Below are 14,118 nucleotides of genomic sequence, written 5' to 3' on the forward strand. Positions count from 1 at the left end.
AGCAACTGGAGCGAAGAAGAATCGAGATGGACCGTGCCGAACTGCTGACCCGCTTTTTATTGCAACGCCCCGCCCCCGCCCACCGGCTGACGGTGGCCGGGCTCAAGCCCGCCGCCGTGCTGCTGCCGCTGGTCGAGCGGGCCGACGGCCTGCAACTGCTGCTGACCCGGCGCAGCCCGCACCTGCGCCACCACGCAGGGCAGATAAGCTTCCCCGGTGGCAGACAGGATCCGGACGACCGGGACTTGATCCACACGGCGCTGCGGGAAACCCAGGAAGAGCTCGGCATCGTCCCTGCCCAGATAGAGGTGCTGGGTACCCTCACCCCCCTCAACACCGTCTCCCAATACGACGTGCTGCCGGTGCTGGGGCTGGTCACGGCCGACTATCAGCTCACCCTGAGCCGGGACGAGGTCGACCAGGCTTTTGAGGTGCCGCTCAACCACCTGCTGGATCCACGCCACCATATCGCGCTCACCATTCCCAGAGCCGATCACCTGCACACAATCTACTGGATCCCTTGGCAACACCACTTCATCTGGGGCGCCACCGCCAGCATGATACGCCAACTCTCCCGGCAACTTGCCATATAACATTTTGCCTACAAAAGATTGCGCAACATTTGCGCATTAACATTAAACTAACGTGGGTTTTTATAAAAAATAATTGATTAATTCTTCTTTCGATCACATTTCCACAAAAGAATGCGGGGTTGAGCCCCATAAAGGTGAATTTGATCAACATTTTTGATTAAAAAAACCGTATCCTTGCGCCGATTCAATAAAAACCACAATTCGGGGTGAGACACATGTCTAATACTGTCACCGGCGCACAGGACGTTGCGACCTCACAGGAGCAAGGAACCCGCTCCATCCAATCGCGTGGTTGGACCAAACAAGACACCAGCTGGGTGATCAGCCTGTTCGGCACCGCCGTCGGCGCCGGCATTCTGTTTTTGCCCATCAACGCCGGCATGGGTGGCTTCTGGCCACTGGTGGTGATGGCGCTGCTGGTCGGCCCCATGACCTACCTAGCCCACCGCGGCCTCGCCCGCTTCGTGCTCTCTTCCAGCAGACCCGATGCCGACATCACGGAGGTGGTGGAAGAGCACTTCGGCGTGGGTGCCGGCAAGTTGATCACCCTGCTCTACTTCTTCGCCATCTACCCCATCGTGCTGATCTACGGGGTGGGCATCACCAACACGGTTGAGAGCTTCATGGTCAACCAGTTGCAAATGACGGCGCCCCCGCGCTGGATCCTCTCCATCGTGCTGATCATGGGCATGATGTCGGTGATGCTGGCCGGTGAAAAACTGATGCTGAAGGTGACCGAGTTCCTTGTCTACCCGCTCATCGCCATCCTGGTGGGGATCTCCTTCTACCTGATCCCGGACTGGACCGGCGCGGCCCTCTCCCAGATGCCGTCCGGCAAGGACTTTGCCATCACCCTGTGGCTGACCATTCCGGTGCTGGTGTTCTCCTTCAACCACAGCCCGGCCATCTCCAGCTTCTCGCTGGCTCAGCGCCGCGATCATGGCGAGCACGCGGTCGAGAAGTCTGACGCCATTCTCAAGCGCACCGCCACCATCCTGCTCGGTTTCGTGATGTTCTTCGTCTTCTCCTGCGTGATGAGCCTGACCCCGGCGCAACTGGCAGAAGCCAAGTCCCAGAACATCGCCGTGCTCTCCTACCTGGCCAACCAGCACGCGAGTCCCATCATCTCCTACTTCGGCCCGCTGGTGGCGTTCGTGGCCATCGTATCCTCCTTCTTCGGCCACTACCTGGGTGCCCGCGAAGGCCTGAAGGGGATGATCGTCCAGAACCTGCGCAAGTCCGGCAAGGAGCCGAACCACAAGAAGGTCGAGATGTTCATCATCGCCTTCTTCATCCTGACCCTGTGGGGCACCGCGGTGATCAACCCCTCCATCCTCGGCATGATCGAGTCAATGGGCGGCCCCATCATCGCCACCATCCTGTTCATCATGCCGATGTACGCCATCAAGCGCGTGCCGGCCATGGCGAAGTATCAGGGCCATATCAGCAACGTCTTCGTGGCTGTGATGGGGATGACGGCCATCTCCGCCATCCTCTACCAACTGCTCGGCTGACACTCGGCCATACCAGCAACAATGCCAGCCGGGTAACCGGCTGGCATTTTTTTATAGTGCCAACAGCAGCGGATGATGGCTCTCAAGCAGGCGAGCATGCACAGGCATGTTGGCCGACGCGCCACTCGCAAAACACCGGCCCTGCTCCCCATGCCGACGATTCCCCCCTTTCTCTCATCATCGCCCCTCGAACGGTAACCGACAATGGTCGACCCGGAGCGCGGGCAGCCTTATACAAGCCGGTACCAGACAGCCTGCCTGCCAATGCGTTCCTCCGGGCTCTTGATGTGCCTGCGGTACCCACTTCAGCCTGCTCCCCTCAGCCTCTGTAGATATGGGCCGGACCAGCCCCCAGACTGCCAGACAATAAAAAAACGCCCTCGAATGAGGGCGTTTTCAGTGCGGTGAAGACGGTGCTATCAGGCTTCGCTGTTGGGCACCGGCGAGGCATCCAGCAGGGTTTCATCTTCGGCCATGCAGGCCGCGGCGGTGAACAGCACGTCGGTGGAGCTGTTGAGAGCCGTCTCTGCAGAATCCTGCAGTACCCCGATGATGAAGCCCACGGCCACCACCTGCATGGCGATGTCGTTGCTGATACCAAACAGGCTGCACGCCAGCGGGATCAGCAGCAGGGAGCCGCCGGCCACGCCGGATGCGCCACAGGCACTGATGGTAGCGACCACGGAGAGCAGAATGGCGGTGGCCAGATCCACTTCCATCCCCAGGGTGTGTACCGCCGCCATGGAGAGCACGGTAATGGTGATGGCGGCACCGGCCATGTTGATGGTGGCACCCAGCGGGATGGAGACCGCATAGGTGTCTTCCGGCAGACGCAGCTTCTCGGCCAGCGCCATGTTGACCGGGATGTTGGCGGCGGAGCTGCGGGTAAAGAAGGCGGTCACGCCGCTCTCTTTCAGGCAGGTCAGCACCAGCGGATAGGGGTTGCGCTTGATCTTCCAGAACACGATCAGCGGGTTGACCACGAAGGCGATGAACAGCATGCAGCCGATCAGCACCACCAGCAGCTGGGCATAGCCGAACAGGGCGTCAAAACCGGTTTCCGCCAGGGTGGAGGCAACCAGGCCCAGAATGCCAAGCGGCGCGCAGCGGATCACCGCTTTCACGATGGTGGAAACCCCGTGGGACAGGTCGGTGATCACCGCCTTGGTCCCCTCGCTGGCGTGGCGCATGGCGATGCCAAGACCGATGGCCCAGGCCAGAATGCCGATGTAGTTGGCATCCAGCAGCGCCTTGATCGGGTTGGTCACCACATTGAACAGCAGGGTCTGCAGTACCTCTGTGATGCCGCCCGGCGGGGTGATCTCGGCACTGTTGGCCACCAGATGCAGGTTGGAGGGGAACAGGAAGCTAGCCACGACGGCGACCGCAGCAGCCAGGAAGGTCCCCAGCAGATAGAGCAGCAGGATCGGTTTCATGTTGGTTTTCTGGCCCTGCTTGTGGCCGATGATCGCCGCCATGACCAGTACAAAGACCAGCAGCGGGGCCACCGCCTTCAGGGCGCCAACGAACAGGCTGCCGAGCAGACCCGCCGTTTTGGCCCATTCCGGCATGAACATGGCAAGGAGGATACCGAAGACCAGACCGACCAGGATCTGGCTAACCAGGCTGGTACTGTTGACCAGTCTTACGAGGGGGTGTTGTTGTGTCATCAAATAGTCCCTGAGCACCGAAGTGCGTGAATCATTAGTCCTGTTGGCAACCGCTACGCCAGGCGACACCCATGTCACGGCTGGCGTCATCTGCCCCGGCAAGCCTTCTGTTGAGCCTGTCCGGTAACACACGGGGTTGCGGACAAGGAATATCCCATCTGCAACCGCTTTTTTCCATATAATCACTGAAAAATATCCGGTTTACCTCACAAAAAAACCACAACAATGCGATAACACAATATCAACAGCATTCAAATGGATGCCGTTTTACCTCGCTTGGCCATCCAGACACTCCCCGGCGGTGGTATCATGACGGTTTTTGCGCTGGAGCCCTGCCATGATCTCATCCCTGTTGACCCGTCACTTCGGCTTCGATCGGTTAAGACCGGGACAGGAGGCGGTGATCAGCCGATTACTGGCTGGCCAGAGTGCCGCCGCCATCTTCCCCACCGGCTCCGGCAAGTCCCTCTGTTATCAGTTGCCAGCGCTTGCCCTGCCCCATCTGACCCTGGTAATTTCGCCGCTGATCGCGCTGATGCACGATCAGCTCGCCTTCCTTCGCAGCAAGGGGATCGCCGCCGCCACCCTCGACTCGAGCCTGACGCCAGAAGAGAGCCGCCGGGTGATGCAGCAGGCCAGCGATGGCCAACTCAAGATCCTGATGATTTCGGTAGAGCGGCTCAAGAACGAGCGCTTTCGCCGTTTCATCCAGCAGGTACCGCTGTCGATGCTGGTGGTGGACGAAGCCCACTGCATTTCGGAGTGGGGCCACAACTTTCGCCCCGACTATCTCAAGCTGCCGGATTACCGCCGTGAATTGCAGATCCCGCAGGTGTTGCTGCTGACGGCCACCGCCACCCCGGCGGTCATGGCCGACATGCAGGCCAAATTCGAGATCGAGGATGAGGGGCTCATCGTCACCGGCTTTTATCGCGCCAACCTGGACTTGGCCGTGGTACCGCTGCCTGACGAGGCTCGCGATAGCTGGCTGCATGCCGAGCTGGCTCGTGATCCCGCCGCACCGACCATCATCTATGTCACCCTGCAGCACACTGCAGAGCAGTGCGCCGCCCGCTTGCAACAAGCCGGGATCAGGGCGCGCGCCTATCACGCAGGGCTCGATGCCACCCTGCGCAGTCAGATCCAGCACGACTTCATGGCCGGCAAGCTGGACTGCATCGTGGCGACCATCGCCTTCGGCATGGGGATCGACAAGGCCGATATTCGCCGGGTGATCCATTACGATCTGCCCAAATCCATCGAAAACTACAGTCAGGAGATAGGCCGCGCCGGCCGGGATGGTCTGCCTTCCCGCTGCATGGTACTGGCCAATCGCAGCCAGTTGCCGGTGCTGGAAAACTTCGTCTATGGCGACACCCCGGACAGAGCGGCCATCGTCACCTTGCTCGAGATCCTGCAGCAAAGCGGCAGCGAGTGGGAATTTGGTTTGCTGCGCCTCTCCAACGACACCAATATCCGCCAGTTGCCGCTCAAGACCCTGCTGGTCTACCTGGAGATGGCGGGCATCATAGCGCCGGCCTACAGCTATTTTGCCGAGTACCGCTTCAAGTTCGTGCTGGACAAGGCCGACATCCTGGCCCGTTTCAATCCGGCGCGACGCCAGTTTCTGGAGCAAGTGTTCGCCAGTGCCCCGCAAGCGCGTAGCTGGTGCACCATGGACTTCGAGGCGCTCTGGCAGGGTTATCAGGGAGAACGGTCGCGGGCCGCTGCCGCGCTGGATTATCTGCAGCAGCAAGGCTGGATTGAGCTGGAGAGCAAGAAGATGACCGAGGTCTATCGGGTGCAGCAACAAGATCTGGACATAGCACCGCTGGCCGCTCAGCTGCACGGGCTGTTTGAAAAGAAAGAACAAAGCGAGCTGGCGCGTCTGCAGGCATTGCTGGGTTTCTTTACCTCCAGCAGTTGCCTGAGCCATGAGCTGGCCCGCTACTTTGCCGATCAGGCCGCGCCCACCCATTGCGGGCACTGCTCGGTCTGTCGGGGAGAGGTGGCGCAGCTTCCCTCCTTACCCAGCCGGATACTCCCCAATGAACAGGGGCTCAGAGCCTGGTGCGATCCGCTGGTGGCCCTGTGTCATAGCCGGGATCCCCGCATCCTGACACGTTTCCTGTGCGGCATCACCACCCCGCTCACCACCCGACTCAAGGCCAGAAGCCTGGCTGGATTCGGCCAGCTGGCGTCCCACCCCTTTGCCGATGTGCTGGCGGCAGTATCCAACATTTATGCCGCTGGCCAAGAGGGATAAGCGACTTAACCATCGGGTGGAGCCCAAAAAAATAAGACCCTCGCATCTGCGAGGGTCAAGCCAACGGAAACGTGCTTAAACAGAGCTTTGTATCAGCAACCAGCCACTCTCTTGCTAAAGCGCTGACTGCCTGACACAGGGCCAATCTAGAGCAGTCGCAATGTAGCGTCAATGTAAAAATTAGAGCTAAAACACCAAACAAAACACTTTCCGTGCACGTAAACGTAATACCATTTCGTCTCGTCTACGCCCTGCCCCTTGCCCCGTCTGTGCTGCAGCCAGTATCTCAAATAAACTCGATGTCATTTCCATTTTCCGACAAACATTTATTTTTTATATCTTTGACATTTACCTCACTATCGTGGCAAAAATAATTTAACAGTCAGTAACATAGGTGTGTCACTGATTGCGCCTTCCCGCATTGGGTCGGGAAGTACCCTTGCAAATTTAAACCAATAGTTGGTGATGGATTACTGGGGGCTGTTGACTAGGCTTAATGAGGTAAACAGAACAAAAGTAGTGATCCACTCTTTTCAGGGTAAGCGACTATAACGAGGGCAAAGTTATGGGCATCTTCGAGCATTATCAACAGCGATATGAGAAAGCCAGGGAAGAGGAATACACCATCCAGGAATTTCTGGATATGTGTAAGCAGGACAAATCCTGCTACGCCTCCGCCGCCGAGCGTTTGCTGGTCGCCATCGGCGAACCGGAAATGATCGACACCTCGGTCAATCCCAGACTCAGTCGCCTTTTCTCCAACCGCGTCGTGGCACGCTATCCCGCCTTCAAAGATTTCTACGGCATGGAAGAGGCCATCGAACAGATTGTCTCCTACCTCAAGCACTCGGCTCAGGGCCTGGAAGAGAAGAAGCAGATCCTCTATCTGCTGGGGCCGGTTGGCGGTGGTAAATCCTCGCTGGCAGAGAAGCTCAAATCCCTGATGCAAAAAGTGCCTGTCTATCGCATCAAGGGTTCACCGGTCAACGACCACCCCTTCTGCCTGTTCGACATTGAAGAAGATGGCGAAATTCTGGAGAAGGAGTATGGCATTCCGCGCCGTTATCTGCGCCCCATCATGTCCCCCTGGGTCGCCAAACGACTGCACGAGTTTGGTGGCGACATCACCAAATTCAAGGTGGAGAAGGTCAATCCCTCCATCCTCGACCAGATCGCCATCGCCAAGACCGAACCGGGCGATGACAACAACCAGGACATCTCCTCGCTGGTCGGCAAGGTGGATATCCGCATGCTGGAGCACTTTGCCCAGGATGATGCCGACGCTTACTCCTACTCGGGCGCGCTGTGCAAGGCGAACCAGGGGATCATGGAGTTTGTCGAGATGTTCAAGGCGCCCATCAAGGTGCTGCACCCGCTGCTGACTGCCACTCAGGAGGGCAACTACAACGGGACCGAGGGGCTCTCCGCCCTGCCCTTCGACGGCATCCTGCTGGCCCACTCCAACGAATCCGAGTGGCAGCAGTTCCGTAACAACAAGAACAACGAGGCTTTCCTCGACCGGGTCTACATCGTCAAGGTGCCTTACTGCCTGCGCGTGTCGGAAGAGGTGAAGATCTACGAGAAGCTGCTGGTCAACAGCGAGCTGACCGATGCCAAGTGCGCCCCGGGCACCCTTGAACTGCTGGGACAGTTCTCCGTGCTGTCACGCCTCAAGGAACCGGAAAACTCCAGCCTCTACTCCAAGATGCGGGTCTATGATGGCGAGAGCCTCAAAGACACGGATCCCAAGGCGAAGAGCTATCAGGAGTATCGCGACTACGCCGGGGTGGATGAAGGGATGAATGGCCTGTCGACCCGCTTCGCGTTCAAGATCCTCTCCCGCGTCTTCAACTTCGACCACGCGGAAGTGGCAGCCAACCCGGTACACCTCTTCTATGTGCTGGAGCAGCAGATCGAACGCGAGCAGTTCCCGCAAGAGCTGCATGATCGCTACCTTGAGTTCATCAAGGGCTATCTGACCCCGCGCTATGTGGAGTTCATCGGCAAAGAGATCCAGACCGCCTACCTCGAGTCCTACTCCGAGTACGGTCAGAACATCTTCGACCGCTACGTCACCTACGCTGATTTCTGGATCCAGGATCAGGAGTACCGTGACCCCGAGACCGGCCAGCTGTTTGACCGCGCGTCGCTCAACAGCGAGCTGGAGAAGATTGAGAAACCAGCCGGGATCAGCAACCCGAAAGATTTCCGCAACGAAATCGTCAACTTCGTGCTGCGTGCCCGGGCCAACAATGCAGGCCGTAACCCCAACTGGACCAGTTACGAGAAGCTGCGCACCGTGATCGAGAAGAAGATGTTCTCCAATACGGAAGAGCTGCTGCCGGTTATCTCCTTCAACAGCAAAACCTCAGCCGAGGAGCAGAAGAAGCACGATAACTTTGTCGAACGGATGATGGAGAAAGGCTACACCCGCAAACAGGTGCGACTGCTCTCCGAATGGTATCTCAGGGTACGCAAGTCATCCTGACCCTGACTGTTCAAGGGGGAGTTATGGCGCATTTTATCGACCGCAGGCTCAACGGCAAAAACAAAAGCGCTGTCAATCGGCAGCGCTTCATCCGCCGCTACAAGAAGCAGATCAAACAAGCGGTCTCTGATGCTGTCTCCAAGCGCAGCATTCAGGACGTAGACACCGGCGAGAGCATCAGTATCCCGACCAAGGATATCGGCGAGCCCCATTTCCATCAGGGGCAAGGCGGCAAACGGGAGATGGTGCATCCCGGCAATGACCAGTTCGTCTCCGGCGACAAGATTGACCGCCCCAAGGGAGGAGGCGGCGGTCAAGGCTCTGGCGAAGGGCAGGCTTCCAACCAGGGAGAAGGAGCGGACGACTTTGTCTTCCAGATCTCCAAGGATGAGTATCTCGATCTGTTGTTTGAAGATCTCGAGCTGCCGCGACTGCAGAAGACTCAGCTCAACCAGCTGATGGAAGTCAAAACCTACCGGGCGGGCTACACCTCCAACGGGGTGCCCGCCAACATCAACGTGGTGCGTTCGCTGCAAAATTCGCTGGCCCGTCGGATGGCGCTGCAGGCCGGCAAGAAGCGCCAGCTGCATGAGCTGGAAGACAGGCTGGCCCTGCTGGCGGCAGATCCAAATGAACACTTTGCCGAAATAGCTCAGCTCGAGAAGGAGATCAGGGAGCTGAAAAGACGGATCGACGCGGTGCCGTTTATCGACACCTTCGATCTCAAATTCAACAACTTCGTCAAGCGGCCCGTCCCCTCCAGCCAGGCGGTGATGTTCTGCTTGATGGACGTGTCGGGTTCCATGGATCAGGCCACCAAGGAGATGGCCAAGCGCTTCTACATCCTGCTCTATCTGTTCCTGAGCCGGACCTACAAAAACGTCGAAGTGGTCTATATCCGCCACCATACCCAGGCCAAGGAGGTGGATGAGCATGAGTTCTTCTACTCCCAGGAAACCGGTGGCACCATCGTCTCCAGCGCCCTCAAGATGATGAACGACATCATCAACGAGCGTTATCCTGCCCATCAGTGGAACATCTATGCGGCGCAAGCCTCGGATGGTGACAACTGGGCCGACGACTCGCCACAGTGCCGGGAGATCCTGGCGCGGGACATCATGCCGCGAGTGCGGTACTACTCCTATATCGAGATCACCACCCGTGCCCACCAGACGTTGTGGCACGAATATGAATCGGTCGCCAGCGAGTTCCCCCACTTCGCGATGGAGCACATTCGCAAGGTAGAGGATATCTATCCGGTATTCCGGGAGCTGTTCAAGAAGCAAGCGGCGTGAGGGAGGTCATATGGTAGAAACCGCAAGAAAAGTCGCACCGCTGGACGATGGCCCGGACTGGAACTTCGACCTGCTGGACATTTACCATCAGGAGATAGCTCGGGTCGCCAAGTTCTATCGACTGGATACCTACCCCAACCAGATCGAGGTGATCACGGCAGAGCAGATGATGGATGCCTACTCCAGCGTCGGTATGCCCATCGGTTATCAGCACTGGTCATTCGGCAAGCGCTTCATCCACACCGAGCGCAACTACAAACGTGGCCAGATGGGGCTGGCCTACGAGATCGTCATCAACTCGGATCCCTGCATCGCCTATCTGATGGAGGAGAACACCATGCCGATGCAGGCACTGGTGATGGCCCACGCCTGCTACGGCCACAACTCCTTCTTCAAGAACAACTACCTGTTCAAGACCTGGACCGATGCCTCCTCCATCATCGACTATCTGCTGTTCGCCAAGAACTACATCACCGAGTGTGAAGAGAAACACGGCATCGATGCGGTGGAAAAGCTGCTCGACTCCTGCCATGCCTTGATGAACTTCGGGGTAGATCGCTACAAGCGGCCCCAGAAGATCTCGCTGGCCGAAGAGAAGCGGCGCCAGAAGGCACGGGAAGACTATCTGCAGACCCAGGTCAACGAGCTGTGGCGAACCCTGCCCAAGCAGCACAAAGCCTCCGGGGTGGAAGACAGACGCTACCCGGCTGAACCACAGGAGAACATTCTCTATTTCATCGAGAAGAATGCCCCTCTGCTGGAACCCTGGCAGCGCGAAATAGTGCGCATCGTGCGCAAGATCAGCCAGTACTTCTATCCGCAAAAGCAGACCCAGGTGATGAACGAAGGGTGGGCCACCTTCTGGCACTACACCATCCTCAATCACCTCTATGACGAGGGCAAGATCAGCGATCGCTTCATGATTGAGGTGCTGCACAGCCACACCAACGTGGTCTACCAGCCCCCCTACAACAGCCGCTACTACTCGGGGATCAACCCCTACGCCCTCGGCTTTGCCATGTTTACCGATCTGCGCCGCATCTGCGAGAACCCGACCGAGGAGGACAGATACTGGTTCCCCGATTACGCCGGCAGCAACTGGGTCGATACCCTGCATTTCGCCATGCAGAACTTCAAGGATGAGAGCTTCATCAGCCAGTTCCTCAGCCCCAAGGTGATGCGCGACATGAAGCTGTTCGCCATTGATGACGACGATCTGAAGAACTACCTCAAGGTCTCCGCCATCCACAATGACGAGGGCTACCGCCAGGTGCGCAATACCCTGTCGGCCCAATACAACCTGAGCAACCTGGAGCCCAACATCCAGGTATTCAATGTGGCAGTGAAGGGCGATCGCTCGCTGACGCTGCGCTACGTGCCGCACAACCGGATCCCATTGGGTGACTCCCGGCACGAGGTGCTCAAGCATCTGCACCAGTTGTGGGGATTCGATGTGGTGCTGGAACAGGACAATGGTGAACTGCCTGCCGATATCATCGGGCGTTGCCCGGAGAAAAAACCGGCTTGAGCAAGCAGCCATCCACCATAAAAAAACGCGCCATTCGGCGCGTTTTTCTTGCATCAGAATACCATCAGTTGTCGCACAGATTGCTCGGCATGTCCTGACGCAGACGGGTCCACAACTTGCCTGACTCGATGCCGTACTGACGTACCGTCATGAACACGGCCTCGTGATTCTTGGTCTCGGCCAGGTTCAGCAAGGTCTTGTAATAGGCATCGGCTGCTTCACGGGCCTGCTTGTCGGAGAAGTAGTAACGACCAACCCGGCTATACAGCCCCTTGAAGCCGTTGAGGATCAAGGCATAAATCGGGTTGCCGGAGGCAAAGGAGAGCTGGTGGTGCAGGCGATAATCAAACTCGGCATACGCTTCCGGGGAGTTCTCTACCGCGTCGGCACCGCGCAGGATCTCGGCGGCTTGCTCCGGATTGTTGCGGATCGCGCCACGAATGAAGATGGTGCAGATGTTGGTGCGCGCCGACAGCAGCTGGGCTACCAGATCCGGCACCTTGTCCTGATCCAGCCTGGCCAGGGTCTCAAGAATGTTGAGGCCCGAGGTTTCCCAGAAGTTGTTCACCTTGGTCGGTTTGCCATGCTGAATGGTGAGCCAGCCATCACGGGCCAGACGCTGCAGCACTTCACGCAAGGTGGTTCGAGTCACACCAATTAGCTCGGATAGCTCACGCTCGGCCGGCAAGATGGATCCTGGAGGAAAGCGATTGTTCCAGATGGACTCGATGATATATTCCTCGGCAAACCCTGCAGGGCTCTGCGCTTTTATGACCATGTAGTGACTCTGTTGTAGTACGTAAAAAGGCTCACGAATAATAGCAAAGCAGGGAGGGCTGGCAAGCAGAAGGTCGGTCCTCTGCTCACATAAGCAGGCCATTTTGTTAAAAATATGTATTGATTCCTGCAATGGGTGTCAGCCAACCCCATCGATTGGCGATAAAACGGCCAATCTCGTGGGCAAGGCCGACTATGTTATTTATAGTTAATGCTCTTTTTGATTAAAATCATGAGGAATCAATCTGATAAGGGACAACATCCGGATGTTCTGGTCGAGCCTGTCTTGACTGCATAGACGCAGATACCAACCACAACACAGAGACCCACTATTATGCCAATCAGCTTAGGGCAAGCCTTTGCCAGGAACTTTCTGGGCAATGCGCCCCAGTGGTACAAGGCCGCTATTCTTCTATTCCTGCTGATCAACCCGATCGCCTTTTACCTCGATCCCTTCATCGCCGGCTGGCTGCTGGTCGTCGAGTTCATCTTCACTCTGGCCATGGCGCTCAAGTGCTATCCGCTGCAACCTGGCGGCCTGCTGGCCATTGAGGCGGTGCTGATCGGCATGACCTCGGCCGAGCAGGTCAAGCATGAGCTGGTGGCCAATATCGAGGTACTGCTGCTGCTGGTCTTCATGGTGGCCGGCATCTATTTCATGAAGCAGCTGCTGCTCTATGTGTTTACCAAGCTGCTGATCCGGATCCACTCCAAGACCCTGCTTTCATTGGCATTTTGTTTAGTCTCCGCCTTCCTGTCAGCATTCCTCGACGCCCTCACCGTGATCGCCGTGGTGATCAGCGTCGCCACCGGTTTCTACGCCATCTATCACAAGGTCTCCTCCGGCAAGGAGTTCGGCAACCCGCACGATCACACCGATGATGACGCCGTCAACGAACTCAATCGCCAACATCTGGACGACTTTCGCGCCTTCCTGCGCAGCCTGATGATGCATGCCGCCATAGGGACGGCCCTCGGCGGTGTCTGTACCCTGGTAGGAGAACCGCAGAACCTCATCATCGGCGAGCAGGCGGGCTGGAACTTCGGCGAGTTTGCCATTCGCATGTCTCCGGTCACGGTGCCGGTGTTCATCTGTGGCCTGCTCACCTGTGTTCTGGTCGAAAAGTGCCGCTGGTTCGGCTACGGCGCCAAGCTGCCGGACGCGGTACGCCGCATCATGGAAGATTACAACCGCTATGAAGAGGCCGGACGTACTGCTCAGGACAAGGCCAAGCTCATAGTACAAGCAGCGATCGCCCTCTGGCTGATCCTGGGGCTGGCCATGCACCTGGCGGCGGTGGGCCTCATCGGCCTGTCGGTCATCGTGCTGGCCACCTCGCTCACCGGCATCACCGAGGAGCACTCCCTCGGCAAGGCATTCCAGGAGGCGCTGCCCTTTACCGCCCTGCTGGCCGTCTTCTTCAGCGTGGTCGCCGTCATCATCGATCAGCAGCTGTTCAAACCGGTGATCCAGTGGGTGCTGGCCGCCGAGCCGGACGCCCAGCTCGCGCTCTTCTATCTGGCCAACGGCCTGCTCTCCATGGTCAGTGACAACGTCTTCGTCGGTACCGTCTACATCAACGAGGTGAAGACGGCGCTGCTCAACAACGCCATCAGCCGCGAACAGTTTGAGCTGCTGGCCGTGGCCATCAACACTGGGACCAACCTGCCGTCGGTGGCTACTCCCAACGGCCAGGCCGCCTTCCTGTTCATGTTGACCTCGGCGCTGGCACCGCTGCTGCGCCTCTCCTACGGGCGCATGGTGTGGATGGCGCTGCCCTATACCCTGGTGCTGGGACTGGTGGGTTTCTTCTCGGTGGAGATACTGCTCGGGCCGCTTACCGACTGGTTCTATCAGGCTGGCTGGCTGGTGCTCGACAACGTCACGCCGGCGGTGCTGCCCGCCCTGCATTGATACCATAAGGGCCCATGCGGGCCCTTTCCTTTTGGCCCCTGCTCTGCTCTAATTCAGCCACTGTTTTTTCTG

Annotated in this window: 9 protein-coding genes; 7 read left to right on the forward strand and 2 right to left on the reverse strand. The window is 57.9% G+C overall.

What is annotated here, in order from left to right; genetic code table 11:
• The first annotated feature begins 26 nt into the window (after positions 1-26).
• Positions 27-593: a CoA pyrophosphatase gene (locus OKB87_RS02105; RefSeq protein ID WP_016350570.1), complete on the forward strand. Its 567-nt coding sequence runs from the start codon at positions 27-29 to the stop codon at positions 591-593.
• Between the two features lie 215 nt (positions 594-808).
• Positions 809-2,107 (forward strand): serine/threonine transporter, encoded by a 1,299-nt coding sequence (locus OKB87_RS02110; RefSeq protein WP_011706270.1) that lies wholly within the window; start codon positions 809-811, stop codon positions 2,105-2,107.
• A 419-nt stretch (positions 2,108-2,526) separates the two neighbouring features.
• Here the strand turns inward: OKB87_RS02110 and sstT are convergent, their stop codons facing one another.
• A complete protein-coding gene (gene sstT, locus OKB87_RS02115) occupies positions 2,527-3,777 on the reverse strand; it encodes a serine/threonine transporter SstT (RefSeq protein WP_270826282.1) in 1,251 nt (416 codons plus the stop codon).
• 337 nt (positions 3,778-4,114) lie between these two features.
• Here sstT and OKB87_RS02120 point away from each other — a divergent pair, with 337 nt between their 5' ends.
• The 4 genes from OKB87_RS02120 to OKB87_RS02135 all read left to right on the forward strand — a co-directional run bounded on the left by OKB87_RS02120 (position 4,115) and on the right by OKB87_RS02135 (position 11,354).
• Positions 4,115-6,043 (forward strand): RecQ family ATP-dependent DNA helicase, encoded by a 1,929-nt coding sequence (locus OKB87_RS02120; protein ID WP_270826283.1) that lies wholly within the window; start codon positions 4,115-4,117, stop codon positions 6,041-6,043.
• A 565-nt stretch (positions 6,044-6,608) separates the two neighbouring features.
• Entirely contained in the window at positions 6,609-8,531 is a 1,923-nt protein-coding gene (locus tag OKB87_RS02125) for a PrkA family serine protein kinase (RefSeq protein ID WP_011706273.1), read from the forward strand.
• A 23-nt stretch (positions 8,532-8,554) separates the two neighbouring features.
• Positions 8,555-9,826 (forward strand): YeaH/YhbH family protein, encoded by a 1,272-nt coding sequence (locus OKB87_RS02130; RefSeq protein ID WP_016350566.1) that lies wholly within the window; start codon positions 8,555-8,557, stop codon positions 9,824-9,826.
• 10 nt (positions 9,827-9,836) lie between these two features.
• Positions 9,837-11,354 carry a SpoVR family protein gene (locus OKB87_RS02135; protein ID WP_011706275.1) on the forward strand — a complete coding sequence of 506 codons (1,518 nt, stop codon included), beginning with the start codon at positions 9,837-9,839 and terminating at the stop codon, positions 11,352-11,354.
• 64 nt (positions 11,355-11,418) lie between these two features.
• Here the strand turns inward: OKB87_RS02135 and fadR are convergent, their stop codons facing one another.
• Positions 11,419-12,132, reverse strand: a complete 714-nt coding sequence (gene fadR, locus OKB87_RS02140) for a fatty acid metabolism transcriptional regulator FadR (RefSeq protein WP_016350565.1) — start codon at positions 12,130-12,132, stop codon at positions 11,419-11,421.
• 333 nt (positions 12,133-12,465) lie between these two features.
• Here fadR and nhaB point away from each other — a divergent pair, with 333 nt between their 5' ends.
• Positions 12,466-14,046 carry a Na(+)/H(+) antiporter NhaB gene (gene nhaB / locus OKB87_RS02145; RefSeq protein ID WP_016350564.1) on the forward strand — a complete coding sequence of 527 codons (1,581 nt, stop codon included), beginning with the start codon at positions 12,466-12,468 and terminating at the stop codon, positions 14,044-14,046.
• Positions 14,047-14,118 lie beyond the last annotated feature (72 nt).

This window comes from Aeromonas sp. Y318-1, from assembly GCF_027706125.1.
GTDB classification, from domain to species: Bacteria; Pseudomonadota; Gammaproteobacteria; order Enterobacterales; family Aeromonadaceae; genus Aeromonas; species Aeromonas hydrophila.